Source organism: Nocardia sp. NPDC003999, assembly GCF_053604885.1.
This window is the reverse complement of sequence record NZ_JBSGIB010000007.1, coordinates 82942-101976: the sequence shown is the minus strand read 5'-3', so window position 1 is coordinate 101976 and position 19035 is coordinate 82942. Positions and strand designations below refer to the sequence as shown.

The following is a 19035-nucleotide window of genomic DNA, read 5'->3' as shown; positions in this document are numbered from 1 at the left end:
ACGTCATGTTATTTTTTTCGTGTCTACCATGGATGCCGTGCCCGACGCCAGCCCTCTCCGCCGCGAACCGGTCCAGCAGCGCAGCCGCGAGCGGGTCCAGCGGATCTTGGACGCCGCCATGGAGATCATCACGGCCGAGGGAACCGACGCGGCGACGGTCCGTTCCGTGGCGGAACGTGCTGGTGTCCCGTCGGCGACGGTGTACCAGTTCTTCACCAACCGCGACGCCATCTTCGAGCAGCTGCTCTCCCGCGAACTCACGCGCCTCGATAGCGAACTGGAGGAGTCTCTCGCCACCGCCCGGCCACACCCGGACATCGCGGCCGCCGTCGAGGCGTTCATCGCCTTTCACGGCCGCCACTACATGTCGCACCCGGACTTCGTCGCGCTCTACTACGCCTCCCGGCACAACGAGGCTCTCCGCGACGACATCAGAAAACACCTCGGCAGGCTCACCGACCTGCTCCACCGCCACCTGCTTGCCACCGGCCTGCTCGCGCCCGGCACCAGCCGACGCGTCGTCGAAGTGGCCGTGGAGCTGGGCGACCACGTCTTCGAGCTGGCCCACCAGCGCGGCGACGAGAGTGACGCGCTGACCGACGAGGGTCGGATCGCCATCACTCGCTACTTGCAGGTCTATGCTGCCGCCCGCCACGACGAGCCGATCGGGCTCCGTGAGCGGATGGTCCGCGCCGAGCCGATGGCTTCGGCTGTTTCACCGAGCGCGCAGGCGTCGTCGTAGCGTCGCGCGTGCAGCGTATGCGCGCCAGCACTATTCCCCCTGACCAGCGGCTGGAGTCGCGCGGCGCGTGGCCCACCGACCGGCGTTCGGTGGTGTGCCGGCCCCGGTAGAGCATGCGGTGCTCCGGCCGCGATGGCCCAGCTAGCGTTGCCCCCTCGAGATGGTTGCCGCAGGCTCCCGCCGTTGACGACCGCTGAGTCTATGGAGTCGAGCCGACGCGCGGCAGGTCCAACGGCGGTAGCGGGCGTCGGCAGATATCGTGGGCTTCCTCGGAGGAGAGCCCGAACATGCGCAGCAGGTCCTCGGCCACCTGGTCGGCGGCCTCGGCGTCGTCGCGTTCGGGATGGTCGTGCAGCAGGCGTCCGAGGCCCAGGGCCGCGGCGGCGACGATGGTCATCGACAGTTCCGGGTCGCGGATGTCGAAGCGCCCGGCTTCGGCCGCGGCCTCGATGTCGCGGCGTGCGCGAGGCGCGAGCCCGCGGTCCGAGTTCGCCACGCCGAGCCCGTCATTGAGCAAGACCTTGCTGAGGGTGGGATGCAGGCGGTGCAGGCGGCCGGTGAGGCGGAAGCTCTGCGCGAAGACCTGAGCCGGATCCTCGACGTCTTCGCACAGCAGATCGAGCAGTGCGCCGTGCCGGTCGAGCGCCTCCTCGACGGCAGCATGGAACAGCTCCTCGCGGCTCTGGAAATGGTTGTAGAACGATCCCATGCCGACGTCGGCGGCCTGGGTGATCTCGAGGATCGGCACATTGATCTTGCCCTCGGCCAGCAGTGATTGCGCCGCGCCGACCAGCGCGGCGCGCGTGCGGGCCTTGCGGCGTTCCAGGCGATTGGGTGCCGACCCATTGTGCGTGGTCATCGATGCATCTCTCCTACTGGACAGGCTCACCATCATAGCCGCTCGATTCAATTTTGACGGAATCGTCAGATGGTATTGACTGACGCCGCTCTCGTGAGTGACGATATCGTCAGTTGTTGGAAGGGAGTGGTCGATGAGCGGCCATCACGATGTACACAGCGGTCTGCACAGCGAGCAGGGGGCGCACGCGGGTGAGCATCCGGGCCGGGCGCGCAATCCCGTGATCAAGGTGCTGGACTTGGCGTGGCTGGAGTTCGAGAAGCCCGACCTGGACGGGGCGGAGGCTTTCGCCCACGCCTTCGGGTTCGCGACCGCCATGCGGACGGCCGACGAGTTGCAGCTGCGCGGGACCGATCCGGGCGCGCCATGCGTGCTCATCCGGCGTGGTGTCCGCTCGCGCTTCGTCGGTCCGGCCTTTCGTGCCGCCGATTCCGCCGATCTGCTGCGACTGGCCGCCGCGACCGGTGCGCGAGCCATGCCATTGCCGGAGTCACTGGGCGGACTGACCGTCGACCTTTCCGATCCGAGCCGCCTGCGGGTGCGAGTGGTCGCCGAGACGCACGAACTGGAGGCTTTGCCGACGCAACGGCCCCACATCTTCAACTTCGGGCACGAGGTGGCGCGGGTGAATGCCACGCAGCGACCGCTGCGGGCACCGGCACGCGTGCGTCGGCTCGGACACGTGGTGATCCAGTCGACGAGATACCGCGAGACCCTCGACTGGTATCTGCGGAATCTGGGCCTGATCGTCAGCGACTTCCTCTTTTACCCGGGCCAGCGGGAGCGTGGTCCGGTCATGAGTTTCATTCGCTGCGACCAGGGTTCGGTGCCGACCGACCATCACACGCTCGCGTTGACGCTCGGGCCGTCGAACCGCTATGTGCACTCCGCGTATCAGGTCGCCGACCTGGACGCGCTCGCGGCGGGTGGAGAGTACCTGCGCGAACAGGGTTATCGCCGATCGTGGGGGATCGGCCGCCATATCCATGGCAGCCAGATCTTCGACTACTGGCGCGATCCCGACGGGTTCATGGTGGAGCACTTCAGTGACGGCGACATGTTCGATTGCACCCTCGAGCCGGGCTGGGCGCCGATGAGCGCTTCCGGTCTGGCGCAGTGGGGCCCGCCCGTGACCAAGGACTTCCTCGGCATCAAGCCTGGAGCCGAATCGCTGCGCGAACTGCGCTCGATCGTCGACGCGCTGCGTGAGGACAACGAATTCGATATCCGCCGCCTGCGCGGCCTGTTGAAAGTGGCCAACTCATGAGCACATCCATCCTCCGCACCGCCGACGCCTGGTGGGTGCAGACCCCCGCCGGTGCCGCCCGTATCGATACCACCGCGACGACCACGCGGGAACTGCTCGCCGACCGTGAGGCGATCGCCGCGGCTGCGTCCGGCGCGGAACCCGTGGCAGTGCAAAGCCTTTCGTTGATCTCCCCGGTGACCGCGCCGTGTCGGGTGGTTGCGCAGATGACGAACTTCGCCTCGCACGTGAGGGATTCGGGGATGGACCCCGAGACGGTGCCGCTGACGTTCTTCCGCAAGGCGTCCGGATCGATCAGTGGACCCCACGACGACGTCATCCGGCCCGCGCATGTGCAGCTGCTCGACTACGAGGTGGAGATCGGCCTCGTGTTCGGTCGCGAGATGCCGGTCGGCGCTGATGTCTCGGCGGAGAACCTCGCGGACTGCGTCGCGGGCCTGGTAGTTACCAACGACATCTCGGCGCGCGACGTGCAGCTGCCGAAAACGCAGTTCTACGAGGCGAAGTCGTATCCGACCTTCACCCCGGTCGGCCCGGCGCTGGTGCTGCTCGACGCCGATGAGCTGAAGCGGTTCGGAGATCTGCGGCTGCGGCTGTGGGTCAATGGCCAGCTGCGGCAGGACATGACGGTCGCGGACATGATCTACCGGCCGGTCGAGACGCTGCGCGCGCTGGCCCGATTCCAGCGCATGGACGCCGGGGATCTGCTACTCACCGGAACCCCGATCGGCACCGCGCTCAGTGCCCCGCCCAAGCCGGTGGAGATCATCGGCTCGCTGCTGCCGCCGAAGGTCAAGTGGAAGATGTTCTTCCGAGGCCAGGCCAAGAACCCGAAGTACCTGAAGGACGGGGACGTGGTCGAGGCCGCGATCGGCACCGACGACGGCGCCCTCGACCTGGGCCGCCAGCGCACGGTCGTGAGGTACGCCCGATGACCGACAACACGACCCTCGAGACCTCGACCGAGGACTTGCTCTGGCCCCGGTACACGGGCCCGGAGGACCTGGCCGCCATCGAAGCGATACCGCTCGAGGCGCGCGGCCTGCCCGAATCGACCTACGCCCTGCTCGTCCGTGCGGCGACGCGATGGCCGGAGCGCACCGCGATCACCGTGCTGCCGAATGCGGCGCGATGGCGAGAGCCGTTGCGGCGCACCTACTCCGAGCTGCTCGCCGACGTGCACAAGTACGCGAACCTGCTGCACGAGCTGGGTGTGCGCCGCACCGACGCGGTCGCGCTGATCGCCCCCAACTGCGCACAGCTGATCCCGGCAACCCTCGCCGCACAGCTGGCGGGCATCGGCGCACCGATCAATGGCGGCCTGTCGCACGAGCACGTCGCGGAGCTGCTGCGCCGCTCGGGCGCTCGGGTCTTGATCGCCGCCGGTCCGGAACTCGAGCCTGACACCTGGACCACCGCACGCGAACTCGCGGCGCGCGGTCTGTTGGATGCCCTGCTGGTGTTGCGTCCGACGGCAGCTCCGGAGCCGCCGCCGACCCTGCCAGGCATCGGCGGCATCCGGATCGGCTACCTCGATACCCTTGCCGCCGAGGAGGATTCGATCCGCTTTCACGGAGAGGCGCCGGCGGCATCGGATCTGGCGTCGCTGTTCCACACCGGCGGCACGACGGGCGTGCCGAAACTGGCGGCGCACCGACATTCCGGTGAGGTCTCCAATGCGTGGATGATCGCCGCCAACTCGCTGCTCGATGAGGAATCGGTGGTCTTCGCCGCGCTGCCGCTGTTCCACGTCAACGCGCTGGTCGTCACCCTGCTCGCGCCGCTGTTCCGCGGTCAGCCGGTGGTATGGGCCGGTCCGCTGGGATATCGGGACTTCACGCTCTACGCGGAGTTCTGGAATATCGTGGCGCACTTCCGGATTGCCGCGATGAGCGCCGTGCCGACGGTGTATGCGGTACTTGCCCAATGCCCGATCGACACCGACATCACCAGCTTGCGCTACGCGATGGTCGGCGCGTCCCCGCTGCCGCTCGCGGTCCGCGAAAACTTCCAGCTGCACACCGGGGTCACGCTGGTGGAGGGTTACGGCCTCACCGAGGCGACGTGCGCCACCGCACGCAGCTTCCCGGATGTTCCCCGGCCCGGCGCGGTCGGGCAGCGAATGCCCTATCAGCAGGTCGCGGTCGTCCGCACGGCTGAAGACGGGGTGGGGGAGACACTCCCCGACGGGGAGACCGGCGTCCTGGTCATCAGCGGCCCCACGGTCTTCGCCGGATACGTGACCGGCCGCGACGAACACGGTCACCGCCTCGATGGACTGGGCACCGTGGTCGACGGCTGGCTGAGCACCGGTGACATGGCCCATATCGACGAGGAGGGATTCATCCATCTGCACGGTCGCGCAAAGGATCTCATCATTCGCGGCGGCCACAACATCGATCCCGCGAGCATCGAGGACGCGCTGCTGAGCCACCCGCAGGTGAGCGCGGCCGGAGCGGTGGGCCGCCCGGACGTACACGCCGGCGAGGTCCCGGTCGCCTACGTCGCGCTCACCGCGGGCGCCGAGGCCACCGAGGGCGAACTGGTGGCGTGGGCGGCCGAGCGGGTGCACGAGCGCGCCGCCGCCCCCAAGACGGTCACCATCCTCGACTCGCTGCCCGTCACCGATGTCGGAAAGCCGTACAAGCTGAGCCTGCGCGCCGATGCCACTCGCCGCGAACTGCTCGACGCGCTCGCCGAGACCACCGGTGTGGCGGGTATCTCCGCCGCGGTCGAGGACGGCGCGATCGTCGCCACCGTCGTACTGGACCCCGATGCCGACCCAGCCGCGGCCGAGGCGATCCTGGGCCACTATGCGATCGACGCGAGAATCGAGGTGCGGCAATGACAACCGTGGCGAAGGTGCTCGGGGGCGTGCTGGCGGCCGAATTCCTATACCTCGGGACGGCCAAGGTCGCGGCGGTCGCGTCGATGCGCGAGCGTGCGGCGCATCTCGGGTACTCCACCACCGCTTATCGCGGCATCGGCGCGGTCGAACTCCTCGCGGCCGGTGGGGTGCTGCTGGGACCGGTCCGCCCCGCGATCGGCCGTGCTGCCGGGGCCGGGCTGGTGCTGTTGATGACCGGTGCGGTCGCCAGCCATCTCCGAAACGGCGACGGCACGACCGAAGTCGCGCCCGCGGCCGGTACGGCTGTGGTCGCCACGGCCTACGCGGCCACGTTGATCGGTGGATCCCGATGACTTCGCCGACAGTTCCGGTGGTGATCGTCGGAGCGGGCCCATCCGGGCTCACCGCGGCCACGCTGCTCGCCCAATATGGCATCGAATCGCTGGTCCTCGAGCGGTGGAAGGGCGTCTACCCGCAGCCGCGCGCGGTCCATCTCGACGGTGAGATCCGGCGGATCGTGGAACTTCTCGGCATCGGACGGGGGTTCGACGCGATCACCCGGCCCGCTCCGGGGTTGCGCCTGGTGGATCCGCGGCATCGGGTGCTGGCGCAATTCGACCGCGATCCGGCTGGGGGCCGCAACGGATTCCCCGAAGCCAACCTGTTCGACCAGCCGGAGCTGGAGGCGCTGTTGCGGGCCAATCTGGCATTGCATCCGGCCGTCTCGCTGCGCGGCGGTGTGGAAGTCACCGGGCTGACGGTCGAGAAGGACTGTATCCGGGTTGATTTCGAAGACCGCGCGACCGGCGCGTCCGAGTCGGTGCGCGCCCGCTACGTGCTGGGTTGCGACGGCGCGAACAGCCTGGTGCGCACCGCGATCGGCGCGCGCATGCGGGATTTGCGATTCGAGCAGCGCTGGCTGGTCGTCGACCTCGCGACCACGGTCGATCCTGGGCACTGGGGAGGCGTGCATCAGGTATGCGACCCGCATCGAGCCGCGACATACATGCGCATCGGCACGACCCGCCACCGGTGGGAATTCCGTTTGCGGCCCGGCGAATCCGCCGACGACTACCGTGATCTGGCTCGACTGTGGCCCCTGCTGGCCCCATGGCTGGCCGACGCCGACCGCGAGGGCTTGGAGCTGGTCCGGGTGGCGGAGTACACCTTCCGCGCGCAACTGGCCGACCGATGGCGTGCCGGACGCGTATTCCTGCTCGGCGATGCCGCCCACCTCACCCCGCCGTTCATCGGGCAGGGCATGGGCGCGGGCGTGCGCGATGCCGCCAACCTCAGCTGGAAGCTGGCCGGGGTGCTGCGCGGCGAGCTTCCGGAGCCGGTGCTCGCCACCTATGAGACCGAGCGGAAACCGCACGCGCACATGATGATCCGGCTGGCCAAACTCATGGGTTTGACCATGACCGAGGGCGGCGAACTGGGCAATCGACTGCGCGGCCTGCTCGCTCCGCGACTGCACCGGCTGCCCGGGCTGACCCGGACGATCATCAGCGGAGAGTCACCGCCGCTGCACCGCTCCGCGCTGGTGACCGCACCGCCGCTGTGTCGAGGTCTGGCCGGACGGCTGGTCCCGAACGAACGGATGGCCGAGGGGCACCGGGTCGACGACCTCATCGCCGGGCGTTACGCCATCATCACGACATCGGCCCCATCACCGGTGCAGGCGGCGACCGTCGAACAGCGCGGCGGTGTGGTGTTGCGGGCCGTGCCGGGCACCGCGCTGCACCGCTGGCTGCGCGGCGGGCGCGCCGACGCCGTGCTCGTCCGCCCCGACGGCACCGTGCAGACCTGCGGGAGAACGCTGTCGGATCTGTACTCGTCACTGCCGAGTTTCGCGCCGAGTGCACGTCCGGCGCAGACCGGCTCGCCAACCCCGAAAGCCGCTGAACGCGTCGAACCCATCAGTCGCCCGCCCAGTTCCGGCGGCATTGTGCAGGCAGATGCGCTGACAGTGAGCGACTCCTAGCTAGGCGAGGGACCAGCCGAACGGGTCATCCCGACTGGTCGACCTCGACCGCCGAACTCGCCTGCCGGCGAGGACGTCGGCGATCTCGCCTGCGCCGGCAGATCGGCTGGGTCGGCGAGGAGTTATGAACATCACGCACTTCGGGCACGCCTGACCGCGGCACGGTCGCCGAGTGTCCTCGGCGATTCATTCCAGCTGCTCACGCGTGCGCGCATCCGCCGGTAGGGCGACCAGGCCGTCGGAGATCTGCCCGAACCCGAGGCGTTTGAGCCTGCGCCACAACGCAATCCGCGGCGTGGACGGCTCACGAGGCATGCGATACGACAGCATCACCCATTGCCCAGGCGTCGCCGCTGGCGAGTCGGGCGCGAAATCCTCCGATCCGGTGACGGCATTTCACCGCACCTAGCCCCTAGCGTAGTTTTGAAACCACGGTTACACCGAGTGGGAGATGGGTGATGCCCCCGACGCGCACCCTCGCGGCGCTGCTGGGCGCCGCAGCCGTGGCGGTGAGTGGATGCTCGACCTCCGCGCCGCCGGGACCCGAGCATGCCGGTGAGCTGCCGCTGCGGCAGGTCGCGCAGGTCGCGTTGACCGGCGGTCCGGTGCGGTTCGATTACACCAGCCTCGATGCCGGACGCGGGCGGCTGTTCGTCGCGCACATGGGAGCCGGGGAGGTAATCGAGGTCGATGTGCGCGCCCACCAAGTGGTGCGCACCCTGCCCGATGTGCCGAACGTGCACGGGGTGATCGTGGTCCCCGACACCCACCGGCTGTATGCCACCGCGACCGGCCGCAACCAGCTGGTCGCCTTCGACGCCGACACCGGCGCGGTGGTGTTCACCGCCCCGACCGGTGACTACCCCGACGGACTCGCTTATGACCCGGTCCGTCATGCGGTGTGGACGACCAACGAGCACGCCGGCACCGAGACCGTCGTCGACGCGGACACCGGCGCGGTGCGCGCCACCGTCGGGTTGGGTGGTGAGGTCGGCAACGTCGTCTACGACCCGGTCACCGACCGCATGGTCGTGGCGGTCCAGGGGCGCGACGATTTGGCGGTGATCGATCCCGCGACTTTCGTGGTGACCGACCGGATCCCGACGCCGGGCTGCGACCATCCGCACGGCCAAGCCCTCGACGCCGCCGATCGAGTGATGTTCGTCGGCTGCGAGGCCAACTCCAGCATGGTCACCGTGGACCTGGCCGCCCGCACCGTCACCGGACAAGACCGTGTCGGTGAGACTCCCGACGTGCTGGTCTACGACCCGGGCGCGCACCGGGTCTACCTCGCGGCCGAAAGCGGCTGGGTCAGCGTGTTCGACCGCCGCGACGGCCGGACCCTCGCCGTCGGCTCCGCGCACCTGGCCGACGGGGCCCACTCGCTGGCGCTGGACCCCGCCACCCACCACACCTACTTCCCGGTCCCCCGGGGCGCCGACGGTGCGCCGGTGCTGTGGGAGTTCGAACCCACCCACTGAACCGTCGGGCACAACATCTTTCGACGACATGGACATGCCATGGCAGTTTCGACACGTCGACCCCCATTACGCGCGGCCACAATGGCCGCGTTGCTGGCGCTCACCGCGGCGGCAGGATGCTCGAGCGCCGACACCTCGCCCACACCCGCGACCACTTCCGCCGCGTCCGGGCGCCAACCGGTGGCGACCACCGAAGCGGACTGGAAACCGGTCACCGACACTTTCGGGCGCACCGGCAAGTTCGGTGACAACAACACCGCCTACCGCATCCCGCTGGTGCGCACCGATCTGCAGGTCACCACCGCGGGCGTGTTGTCGTTTTTCAGCGTCCCGCACGGGTGCGACCTCCACATCCCTGGGGAGAGCTGGTGGGTGGCGGCACAATACGTCGCGTGAACGCAACGCACCCTGGTCCTCACCAGAGCCGATCACCCGCCCAGTCGCCCGAACCTCGGGGGGTCGGTGTCCCGGAGCAGGCGGGAGAGAACCGCTTGGCCCTGGCTGCGGTGACCGACGCCTTCGTCGCGCTGGTCGTGGGTTTCGCATTGTCGCAACGTGCCTTTCATGCTTTCAACGGTGTCGTGGAGTTCCTGGGCGCGTTCATTCCGTGTGTGCTCGCGTTGTCATTCGCCAACCACGTCCTCGGCACACTGCTGCTGCGGGGGAGTGTCGCGAAGCTGCTGTTCGGAATGCGGGTCCTCCGATGGAAGGACGGCCGACGCCCCCGGTTGTGGCAGACGGTCGCACGATGGCTGTTCGGATTCGTGGTGATAGGACTGCAATACCTGCTCGAAGGCGCGAGCGTGGGCCAAGCCTTCGGATTGCGCACAGTGCGTCGACGCGACCAGCGCCACCCGGTCGGCCAGTCGGCAGCGAATCGTTGACCGCATGCACCACGGCAGTCTCGGTGACCGCAGCTCGCATGATGAGTTCGGCCGTACGCCGGATATTTCGGCGGCATCAGGCGGCTCATGCTGTCGACCCGACAATTGGTACCGCTGTGCCCGCTGCACTGTGGCTGCGAGGTGAAGTGTGCACACCTGTCGTGTCCAGCCTGATCGGCGAAGGCCATGGCATGGCGAAGTCGGTCCGGACCGAATCGGTCAGGCGTGTGGTGGTTCGCCGGTGACGATGTGGTCGGCGAGGTTGAGTCCTTCGCGGACCAGTCGGGTGAGGTGGCCGTCGCGGACGCGGTAGATGATGCGGCGGCCTTCTCTTCGGGTGTCGACCAGGCCGGTAAAGCGGAGTTTGGCGAGGTGTTGGCTGACCGCGGTGCGGGAGGCGCCGACTGCTTCGGTGAGGGCGGTGACGTCGGCTTCGCCGTCGGCGAGGATCCACAGGATGTGCAGCCGGGTGGGGTCGGACAGCATGCGGAAGGCGCCGGTCGCCGCGTCCAGACGCGGTTGGTCGGGGCTGATCGGGTGCAGGAGGCTGGGCACGGGAGGGTCAGCGGCCGGATTCGGAGGCCCTGCCATCGTTCACCGCCTTCCTGCTGGCACCGCCTCCGGTTCGGTCGGCGTGGTCGCGGGCCAGACGCGGGCGGCTGTGGTTGCTGCAAGTGTAGCGATGGCGGTCAGGGTCAGTGCGGCGGTGAGCTGGCCCGCTCCGGCGCCGACCCATCCCGCGATGGGGTAGGTGAGCAGGAAGCAGGCATGGGAAAGCGAGAACTGGGCGGTGAAGACCGCTGCGCGGTTCTCCGGTGTCGATTCCGCGCGCAGCAGACGCGCGGACGGTGTGTTGATCATCGAGGTGCCCGCACCGAGCGCTGTCCACGCCAGGGCCAGCAGAAACCAGCCACGCTCGGCGGAGGGCTGAATCGCGGCGATCGCGGCGGCGGCGAGCAGCCCCACCGGCAGCGCAGCGCTGCCGGTGAGCATGACTCGGCGGTCGCTGAAGCTTGACAGCAGCCGCGGCATGGTGAGCGCGATGAGCATCGAGCCGCCGCCGTAGCAGGCCAGGAGGAGGGCGACACCGGTAGCGGAGCCGTGCAGCAGGTCCTGGACGTAGATCACGGTGTTCACCATGACCAGCGCGGTCGCGGCGGCGACGGCGAGGTTCATGGCCAGCAGGCCGCGTAGCACGGGCCGCTGGACCATGACCTGGGCGCCGTGGGTGATCCGCTCGATCAGCGGCACGGTCCGGTCACCGGGCACCAGGCGCGGCAAGGGGGTCTTCACCACCAGCGCGGCGGATGCGGCGAACCCGGCGGCGGTGCCGACGAACAGCAGGTTGTAGTCGATCAGCGTCAGCAATGCGGCGGCCAGCACCGGGCTCAGCAGCGACTCCAGGTCGTAGGCCAGCCGTGACAGCGACAATCCGTGGGTGTAGTCGTCCTCGTCGACCAGCACCGCCGGGATCACTGCCTGGAAGGCGGGGGTGAATGTCGCCGAAGCGGCTTGCAGCACGAAGATCAGTAGATAGATCTGCCACACCTCGGTGACGAAAGGCAGTGTCACGGCGATCACCGCCCGGATCGCGTCCGCGGACACCAGCAGCACCCGGCGTGGCACGCGGTCGGCAATCGCCGCGATCACCGGCGCGACGAAGACGTAGGCGACCATCTTGATCGCCAGCGCGGTACCCAGCACCGCCCCGGCGTCGCTACCGGCCAAATCGTAGGCCAGCAGCCCGAGCGCCACCGTCAGCAAACCGGTCCCGACCAGCGCCACCACCTGCGCGGTGAACAACCGCCGGAACCGGCGACGCCGCAATACCTCGATCACGCTGACCTTCCCGAACTCGCTCGACTAAGGGCGACCTTACGCCAATAGGTGCGCAGATGCGAACCTATTGGCGAGTAGGGTACCGCGGACGGTCACACGCCTTCGGCTGGTCGCGGCGGATGGGATGGCGCGGTTCATCCCCGAGCCGTTGACGCGGCTATCTCGAGGAGAGGCGGTGCAGCCATCGGCGCCCGACGGCGGCGAGCAGCAGATGCGCGACCAGTATCAGGCCCACGGCGGCGGCTCCGAGCCCGGCCATGCTGCCCAGCCCCACATGCACGGCCAGGCCGATGACGATCAACACAACAGCGAGGACCCGCAGCACGCCCGTCGAGTGCCTCATCGAGTGGCTCCCGGCTTCAGGGCTGTGATGTAGCGGATCCAGGGATGCAGGTCGCCTGAGCCGATTTGCTCGAAACCCGCTTCAGCGACCATCGGCTCGAGCAAATGGATGGGATTGTGCTGCATCGAAGGACCGGTCAATGCACCGACCAGATGGCGGCCCAGAGGGTTGGCCGGTGGCCGGAACTCGCCGATCAACAGGCGGCCCCCAGGACGCAGCACCCGCCACATCTCCTCCAGCGCTGTCGCGCGCACATCCTCCGGCAGGTGATGCAGCATCAAACAGTTGGTCACCACATCGAACGAACTGTCCTCGCCGGGAAGCGATTCGGCGACGCCGACGGAGTAGGTGCAATTCCGTTCGGTGGTGATCTTGCGGGCGCGCTCGAGCACCGCCGCCGACGCATCGACACCGACCACCGTCCCCGCATCGGCTACCGCGGCCAAGCGGCGCGTCAAATATCCGGTCCCACAACCGATATCGAGCACGCGGTCACTCGGGCGGGCGCCGCTCAACTCGGCGAGGCGGCGATAAATCCGGTCGCGTCGTCCGCCGAAGAACACCGCGCCGAACACGTCGTAGGTACCGCCGTGGTCGATGGTGAGTCCCGCGGTGTCCGGGTTCGGGGTGTGATGCATCAAATGTCCGAGGCCCATGGCCCCTCCTTAACTTAGTGACGACTAAGATGGTGAATAACTTAGTCGTAACTAAGTTGTTGGGCAAGGGCGGATACGATGACTGCATGGCACGCGCATCCTCCGATCCCGCCGAACAGCGGCGCACTCGATTACGCGCCGCGGACCGGCGCGCGTCGATCATCGGCGCCGCCACTGTGGTGTTCGCCGAGTCGGGGTTCCAGCGCGCCACCATGGCGCAGATCGCGGCTCGTGTCGGTGTCACCGAGCCGGTGCTGTTCCAGAATTTCGGCTCCAAAGCCGCGCTCTACGCCGCTGTCGTGGCACACGCCTCCAGGCATCTGTGCGCCATGATGCGCACCGTCGCCTCCGAAACCGACTCCGTCGCCACGTTGCTGGCCCACCTGCTCAGCCCCGGCCACATCGATGAACTCCACGCACCCGGCTCGCTCGGAGTGATCTTCGCCGACGCCATGACCATGACGGCCGAGCCCGCTGTCGAGCAGGCGGTCCGCCACCACATGGGCGAACTCGCCGACGTCCTGGCCGAGATGATCACGCGGGGCCGGCGAACCGGGGAACTGCGCGCGGACCTCGACCCGCAAGCGGCCGCATGGGCGGTGCTGTCCTTCCTAGCGGGACACCGCTTCCGTGCCGCCGTCATGCCCGACCGGCAACGACTCGAAACCCACATCGCCCACATGACATTGCGCGCACTACTCGACGACGGCGCCAGCAAAGTCTGATATCGGCCTCCCTGGCGCTTCCGATCCGGCGCGAGGGGTTGCGGTCGCGGATGGCCACCAAGTCCTGCGGCACCGCCGGGTTGGGCGGTGTTTTACACCGTAGCGGCCTTGCCAGTCGTGGCTCCTGATTCGCCGGGAGTCATCGGCAAGGACGGGCCGCCCGGCTGGCTGCCACAGTCCCCGGAGTTGGAGGCGGGTGTAGTGCTCCGGGCTTCGTCGCGGGGTTGCCGGCGGCCGTGGTGACCACGTCGCCCGGTGTGTCCGGGGCGGTGTTCCTGCTGCGGTAACCTGGATTCCGGAGAATCGGCGGACAGGCAGTCAGGAGACTGTCATGTCCATGCCTGGTTCATCGCTTCCCTCGCGCGTGCCGCCAAGCTGGTCTTGTTTCTTTCCGACCGAGCCAGTTTCGAGTACGACCATGGAGTCGCAGGGTGCAGTCCACCGAATCGCAAGGATTAGTAACAATCGAGACGCTTCCGGGGCGTAGCTGGCATTGCTTTGAGCGGAGTGCGCTGCAAGTTCGGGTTTCGTCCACATCGCTGGCTTGCTTCCGTAATGACTGCAGGACAGACTCTTTCGCCCTCGGTCCACTGCCATCGGTTTTCGATGCGCGCCCGTACGCTGCTTCGGCTAGTCTGCACATCCTCTCTGCGGACATGCGCTGAGTCTTCCGAGGCGACTGCGCGTTCTGCCATCTTCAGTCCAGCACTGGGCGTTGAAAGCGTGGCGTCCCAGCATGTCTGCTGAGACCCAACAATCGCAGGGTTAACAGAGAAGGCATCATCGAAGTGGTTTGCCCCGACAGCCCACCCGCGCTGACCAACGACGCGGCCAGGGCACTGCTTGCGCTTCGGCTTCGACATTTCCGCGAACACTCCGGCGAGAGGGACGACGATGCCGACCGAACCCAACGAATGGGCCGTCCTCGACGAACTGCTGGGACTGGTACTCGTATGGCCGACATTTCGGCCGCTGGCCCCAACGACGGACAAGGAGCGCCCGGACATCACAGCTAGCCGACGAACCCGGGGCACAGGTTGGTGGTGGCGGCGCTGACGAAGAGCACGCCCTGGTGGAACTGGTATGTGGTCTCGACCGCGGAGATCTCGTCGAGTACCGAGGTGCCGCCGCGCAGGTGATCGCAGGTCGCGTACCCGGCGGCGACCATCTCGTCGGCCTTCTTGCCGGGCAGGGTGGCGTTGTTGATGCTGATCTCCTCGAGGAAGGAACCCTCGGCACTCGGGTCGGCGGTGGCGATGGTGTCGCCCAGCACGGTTGCGCCGAGCGCGGCGGCGGTGAGGGCGGTCGCGACGGCGAAGGTGCGGAAGCGGTTGCGGGTGATCCCCATGGTGTGGTTCCTGTTCGAGAGGTGTTGTGCCTGTGGGATTTAATGATTCCGCCCCGGCGCGCCCGGAAGTAGCCACCCCAGGGATGAGTCGGCCACCCCCTGCGGCGCGCTGGACGCACGGGAAAGGCCCGGTGCGCGGACGGGGGCGCGCTACCTTGTCATCGATGACGGCTGTTCTCATTCCGGCTCGTCCAAGGGCGGACTGGCCTCGCCGAGCATGTCCCGCGGGGGTCTCCGGACATGCCGGGAGGATTCAATGTGCTCCAGTGACGACATCGGTTGGGTGTCGCACTGTTCAAGCGTCGTCTGCGGTGTGGAGCACCCAAACTCGCTGAAGGCCGGGCGGCTCCGAGCAGCCTGGTCCCGGGGAGGATCTGCATTTTGGCGTGCGGGACCTTACTGCGACAGCGGGGGAGTAAGGACTGCGCGAGTTGTATATGTCAAGTCTGCCGGTGGGTGCGAGGGGACGCTAGCCGAGGGCTGCAAGCCAATCCCGTCGACCCGTACGGAGGCCGGTCGAGTCGCTGAACAACGTGTTTCACTGACGCCCGTACCTGCGATGAAACTCGTCAACACTGCTCCGGCCCCGTGTCGTAGCCCGTACTGGTGGTCAGTTCAGTGCGTGAGCGAACCAGCCGCCGGGTGCGAGATCGGGGCGTGGGGAGGACGGTGGGTTCCACGTCGAGGTGGGTTGTTCCGGCCACAAGACCTGTGCCCGTTCGGCGGCGCTGCGGAAGGGTTCTGCGTCGAGGTCTAAGCGGTGCTCATCGATTCCAGCGGTCGGCCAGGCGACGATTATCGACAGGCGTCCCGGTGGCGGGACGGGTGTCAGGTAGTAGGTGTAGCTGCTGAAGTCGGGGCTGCCACCGCCACCACCTGACATCAACACCGCGGTTGTGCTGTTGTCATCCGAGGGGGAGTCGTCGATGTTTGTCGCGGTGCGGCCGTCGGCGAACTCGACACCGAGTAGATACTGGTCGCTACCGCCTCCGTGGAGTCCTGCGAAGGCCGCGGTAGCCGACACAGCGCCGGGCTGGCGAACGTGCAGCCGGAGGAATAGTTCGATTCCCTGGGTGTAGGCGCGGGCACCGCTGAGCGCGATCACGATGTCGTCGGTGCGCGCGAGCACAGCGTCGAGGGCCACGATCGCGGGAAGCTCGTTCGACGGCCTGGTACGCCTCCGCAAGTCGGACGCCAGTTGGTCAGCGGGGGAGAGCTTTTCGTCCAATGGTGGCTCCTTTTCTTGTCGCCCGTTTCGGTGCAGGCGCGTATGAGGGGACGGTAGCGTTCCCCTCCGACAGCCAGGCGGCGATAGCTCCACCATTCGGGACTTTCTGGCATACAGGGCGGGGCAGAACTGTCCGGCGTTCATCCGCCGGAGTGGTGGTGCGCGGAGACCAGCGACTACACGTGGTGGTTGCTCTGGAACCAGGCGGCCCCATGGTCCCCGCCGGAACACCACCCTCATCCGAGCTTCGGAATCCACTCGATAGTGTGAGGTTCTGGCCCATCTGGCCGCTGCGCTCAGGTGCTCTGGCCTGGCTGTGCGGTGACCCGCCCGCAACGGCAGCCGTCAATTGCTCCCGCACCACCGTGCCTACGCAGGTGTCCATTTGCAGTGTTCAAATGACTCTAGGCCGTGAGGTTTCGGCTAGCGTTGTGTGGTTCATCAGCGTTGCTTCCGGGGAGCACCGGCGACAACCAGACACCCACCCCACCGGCGCCGGCCTCGCAGCCGCCGCGTGATCCGGCAGAACGCGCGCCGGGGTCGGGCTGGCCACCCTGTCGAGAAGGCCGTCACCGCCGCGGAATAGTGACTTCAGGCGTTGGAAGTCGCGTCGTCTCAGCGCGTCAACGCCGAGTTGGTGCCATGGGCGGCGCCTATCTTGGTCTCTCGGCTGAGTGTCAGCTCGCGATGTGGCCTTGGATGCCGTCGAGGAGAAACTCTAGGCCGGTGCGGAAGGTTTGGTCGGCGTCCAGGTGGGCGGCGTCGCGTATGACCGTGGCCAGCGCGGGGAATCGGCCGGTGGCAAAGGTTCGCTCCAGATAGGGCCCGGAGGTGGCCTGCCACTGCTTCTCGTTCATCCCGGTGGCCCGCTCGGCGCGCCGCTCGGCGATCTCCCGGCGCACCGCACCGACCGCATAGGCATTGACCGCCGCGACCACCGGCATCACGATGTCCACGTTGACGCCGCTCATCGCGGCCACCACAGCTTCTCCTCTGGCCAGCGCGTGCGGCCCGAGCTGGGGCCGTCCACCGATCAGGTCGGCGAACCATTCGTGCTGGTGCGCGGCCTGCCGGGTGGTTTCGGCCAGAGACCGCAGCACCGCTCGCCAACCGTCTCCGACCGGTCGCATTTCGGCATAGACCGCATCGACCATGAGATCGAGCAGTTCCTCTTTGGTGGCGATGTAGCCGTACAGCCGCATCGGCCCGACCTCCAGATCGGCGGCAACTTTGCGTTGCGATACCGCCGCCAGCCCGCCCGCGTCGGCCAGCCGGATCGCAGCTCGTACGATCCGCTCCCGGCTCAGCGGGGCCAGCACTCGTCGATCCGGCGGCTCGGGCCGCTCCCACACCAACATGCCGCTGACAATACATCGCATACTTCGATACAGTGTATTTCGTAATTCACTGTATCGAAGGGCTGAACTATGAAGCAGGCTGTATCCACGGATGTTTTGATCGCGGGCGGCGGATCCGTCGGGCTGATGCTCGCGGTGCTGTTGCGCCACCACGGCGTCGAGCCCCTGGTCGTCGAGGAGAAGCCGGACCTTTCGCCCCACCCCAGGGCCACCGGCATCGGGTCGCGGTCGATGGAGATCTTGCGCGAGGTCGGCCTGGATCACGCCGTCAACGAGGCTGCGGTCGACTTGCGGGCGGGCAAGATCAGAGGGCGCACGCTCGCCGAGGCCGACTTCGCCGAAGGCGTGGAGTGGAAGGCGAAGACCGCAGCCGAACTCACCTACACCCCGGCCCGGATCCGCGGCACGTGCGGTCAGAACCTTCTCGACCGCGTGCTGATCGCCAAGGCCGGCGACGTGGAGTTCGGCGTGGCGCTCGACTCCTTCGAGCAGGACTCCGGCGGCGTCACCGCGACATTGTCCGACGGGCGTGTCGTGCGGGCGCGCTATCTAGTGGGGGCCGACGGGGTGCGCAGCCGGGTCCGGCAGGTCCTCGGTGTCGGCCTCACCGGTCCCGGTGTGATGGGTCGGGAGACGACGAGTGTCCTGTTCCGCGCTGATCTGCGTCCGAGCGAGCCGTTCGCCATGTGCAATGTCGAGCATCCGGACGCGACCGGCCTGCTGGTGACCGTCGACGGCGCACGCGAGTGGGTGTTCCTCACCGGCCTCGACACCGAGCCGACTCCCGAACTCATCCGCACCGCGCTCGGCGACCCGTCCATCGAAGTGGAGATCCGGAGTGTGCTTCGGTTCCGGGGACGCGGCCAGGTCGCTGATCGCCTGTCCGTCGGCCGGGTCTTCCTGGTGGGCGACGCGGCGCACGCGATCCCCCCACTGGGCGCGTTCGGGTTGAACACCGGCATCGCCGACGCCCACAACCTGGCGTGGAAACTCGCACACGTGCTGCGCGGTGAGGCCGGGCCCGAACTGCTGGAGACCTATCACGCCGAACGCCATCCGGTGGCCCTCATGACGATGGAACAGGCACGCCTGCGGTTCAACGATCCGTCCCTGCACTGGGGCAAGGACATGGCACAGGCGCGCAAGAAAGCAGGGGCGATCAACGCGCCGGTGGTGCACCTGGGCTACCGGTACGGCGGCGCGGAACTCCCCTCCACCGAGGACGTAGCCCTCGACCTCGACGGGTCCCCAGGATCTCGCCTGCCGCACATGTGGGTGGCCGACGGGGTGTCCACGCTGGATCTCGTCGGATCGCAGTGGTGTGTACTCACGGCCGATCCCGGCGTGGAGGCCGACATTCCAGTGCACCTCGTTGATAGCTGGCCATACGGGACGGTGCTGGTCCGCCCCGACGGTTTCGTGAGCAGCTCGTACAGCTAGCGCCGCCTTCGGGCAGGTGGTCGGTATATCGCG

At 67.8% G+C, this 19035-nt stretch carries 20 protein-coding genes; 11 read left to right on the top strand and 9 right to left on the bottom strand.

The window, feature by feature from the left end:
* Nucleotides 1–37: 37 nt before the first annotated feature.
* A complete protein-coding gene (locus ACWESM_RS16565; protein ID WP_452492428.1) occupies nucleotides 38–742 on the top strand; it encodes a TetR/AcrR family transcriptional regulator in 705 nt (234 codons plus the stop codon).
* A gap of 199 nt (nucleotides 743–941) precedes the next feature.
* On the opposite strand, the gene ACWESM_RS16560 is transcribed toward ACWESM_RS16565, so the two are convergent.
* On the bottom strand, nucleotides 942–1601 hold the full coding sequence (locus ACWESM_RS16560) for a TetR/AcrR family transcriptional regulator (protein ID WP_452492426.1): 660 nt from the start codon (nucleotides 1599–1601) through the stop codon (nucleotides 942–944).
* 133 nt (nucleotides 1602–1734) lie between these two features.
* Here ACWESM_RS16560 and ACWESM_RS16555 point away from each other — a divergent pair, with 133 nt between their 5' ends.
* The 5 genes from ACWESM_RS16555 to mhpA are packed head-to-tail and all read left to right on the top strand — an operon-like array spanning nucleotide 1735 to nucleotide 7700.
* Nucleotides 1735–2868, top strand: coding sequence for a VOC family protein (locus ACWESM_RS16555; protein ID WP_452492424.1), 1134 nt, complete (start codon nucleotides 1735–1737; stop codon nucleotides 2866–2868).
* Nucleotides 2865–3803 (top strand): fumarylacetoacetate hydrolase family protein, encoded by a 939-nt coding sequence (locus tag ACWESM_RS16550; protein ID WP_452492422.1) that lies wholly within the window; start codon nucleotides 2865–2867, stop codon nucleotides 3801–3803. Before ACWESM_RS16555 ends, ACWESM_RS16550 begins: the two co-directional genes overlap by 4 nt.
* Nucleotides 3800–5716 carry an acyl-CoA synthetase gene (locus ACWESM_RS16545; RefSeq protein WP_452492420.1) on the top strand — a complete coding sequence of 639 codons (1917 nt, stop codon included), beginning with the start codon at nucleotides 3800–3802 and terminating at the stop codon, nucleotides 5714–5716. Before ACWESM_RS16550 ends, ACWESM_RS16545 begins: the two co-directional genes overlap by 4 nt.
* A complete protein-coding gene (locus ACWESM_RS16540; RefSeq protein WP_452492418.1) occupies nucleotides 5713–6069 on the top strand; it encodes a DoxX family protein in 357 nt (118 codons plus the stop codon). The genes ACWESM_RS16545 and ACWESM_RS16540 overlap by 4 nt, the downstream gene beginning before the upstream one ends.
* Nucleotides 6066–7700 carry a bifunctional 3-(3-hydroxy-phenyl)propionate/3-hydroxycinnamic acid hydroxylase MhpA gene (gene mhpA / locus ACWESM_RS16535; RefSeq protein WP_452492417.1) on the top strand — a complete coding sequence of 545 codons (1635 nt, stop codon included), beginning with the start codon at nucleotides 6066–6068 and terminating at the stop codon, nucleotides 7698–7700. Before ACWESM_RS16540 ends, mhpA begins: the two co-directional genes overlap by 4 nt.
* 186 nt (nucleotides 7701–7886) lie before the next feature.
* Here the strand turns inward: mhpA and ACWESM_RS16530 are convergent, their stop codons facing one another.
* Nucleotides 7887–8033 carry a hypothetical protein gene (locus ACWESM_RS16530; protein WP_355079497.1) on the bottom strand — a complete coding sequence of 49 codons (147 nt, stop codon included), beginning with the start codon at nucleotides 8031–8033 and terminating at the stop codon, nucleotides 7887–7889.
* A 125-nt stretch (nucleotides 8034–8158) separates the two neighbouring features.
* Here ACWESM_RS16530 and ACWESM_RS16525 point away from each other — a divergent pair, with 125 nt between their 5' ends.
* The 3 genes from ACWESM_RS16525 to ACWESM_RS16515 all read left to right on the top strand — a co-directional run bounded on the left by ACWESM_RS16525 (nucleotide 8159) and on the right by ACWESM_RS16515 (nucleotide 10065).
* Nucleotides 8159–9181, top strand: a complete 1023-nt coding sequence (locus tag ACWESM_RS16525; protein ID WP_452492415.1) for a YncE family protein — start codon at nucleotides 8159–8161, stop codon at nucleotides 9179–9181.
* 39 nt (nucleotides 9182–9220) lie between these two features.
* Entirely contained in the window at nucleotides 9221–9577 is a 357-nt protein-coding gene (locus ACWESM_RS16520) for a hypothetical protein (RefSeq protein WP_452492413.1), read from the top strand.
* A gap of 95 nt (nucleotides 9578–9672) precedes the next feature.
* On the top strand, nucleotides 9673–10065 hold the full coding sequence (locus ACWESM_RS16515) for an RDD family protein (protein ID WP_364425578.1): 393 nt from the start codon (nucleotides 9673–9675) through the stop codon (nucleotides 10063–10065).
* A 219-nt stretch (nucleotides 10066–10284) separates the two neighbouring features.
* On the opposite strand, the gene ACWESM_RS16510 is transcribed toward ACWESM_RS16515, so the two are convergent.
* From ACWESM_RS16510 to ACWESM_RS16495, 4 genes are all read right to left on the bottom strand, one after another.
* Entirely contained in the window at nucleotides 10285–10656 is a 372-nt protein-coding gene (locus ACWESM_RS16510; protein WP_355079489.1) for an ArsR/SmtB family transcription factor, read from the bottom strand.
* A 3-nt stretch (nucleotides 10657–10659) separates the two neighbouring features.
* Nucleotides 10660–11904: an MFS transporter gene (locus tag ACWESM_RS16505; RefSeq protein WP_452492410.1), complete on the bottom strand. Its 1245-nt coding sequence runs from the start codon at nucleotides 11902–11904 to the stop codon at nucleotides 10660–10662.
* Nucleotides 11905–12061: 157 nt separating this feature from the next.
* Nucleotides 12062–12247 carry a hypothetical protein gene (locus ACWESM_RS16500; RefSeq protein WP_364425583.1) on the bottom strand — a complete coding sequence of 62 codons (186 nt, stop codon included), beginning with the start codon at nucleotides 12245–12247 and terminating at the stop codon, nucleotides 12062–12064.
* Entirely contained in the window at nucleotides 12244–12903 is a 660-nt protein-coding gene (locus tag ACWESM_RS16495) for a class I SAM-dependent methyltransferase (RefSeq protein ID WP_364425585.1), read from the bottom strand. Before ACWESM_RS16495 ends, ACWESM_RS16500 begins: the two co-directional genes overlap by 4 nt.
* A gap of 86 nt (nucleotides 12904–12989) precedes the next feature.
* On the opposite strand from ACWESM_RS16495, the gene ACWESM_RS16490 reads away from it, so the two are divergent.
* Nucleotides 12990–13628, top strand: coding sequence for a TetR family transcriptional regulator (locus ACWESM_RS16490; RefSeq protein WP_452492408.1), 639 nt, complete (start codon nucleotides 12990–12992; stop codon nucleotides 13626–13628).
* Between the two features lie 1012 nt (nucleotides 13629–14640).
* On the opposite strand, the gene ACWESM_RS16485 is transcribed toward ACWESM_RS16490, so the two are convergent.
* The 3 genes from ACWESM_RS16485 to ACWESM_RS16475 form a co-directional block, all read right to left on the bottom strand.
* Entirely contained in the window at nucleotides 14641–14976 is a 336-nt protein-coding gene (locus ACWESM_RS16485; RefSeq protein ID WP_452492406.1) for a DUF732 domain-containing protein, read from the bottom strand.
* 610 nt (nucleotides 14977–15586) lie between these two features.
* The gene (locus ACWESM_RS16480; RefSeq protein ID WP_452492404.1) at nucleotides 15587–16204 is read right to left on the bottom strand and encodes a hypothetical protein; all 618 of its coding nucleotides are present in this window, start codon (nucleotides 16202–16204) and stop codon (nucleotides 15587–15589) included.
* A gap of 677 nt (nucleotides 16205–16881) precedes the next feature.
* Nucleotides 16882–17562, bottom strand: coding sequence for a TetR/AcrR family transcriptional regulator (locus tag ACWESM_RS16475; RefSeq protein WP_452492402.1), 681 nt, complete (start codon nucleotides 17560–17562; stop codon nucleotides 16882–16884).
* A gap of 69 nt (nucleotides 17563–17631) precedes the next feature.
* On the opposite strand from ACWESM_RS16475, the gene ACWESM_RS16470 reads away from it, so the two are divergent.
* The gene (locus ACWESM_RS16470) at nucleotides 17632–19002 is read left to right on the top strand and encodes an FAD-dependent monooxygenase (RefSeq protein WP_452492400.1); all 1371 of its coding nucleotides are present in this window, start codon (nucleotides 17632–17634) and stop codon (nucleotides 19000–19002) included.
* Nucleotides 19003–19035: the final 33 nt, after the last annotated feature.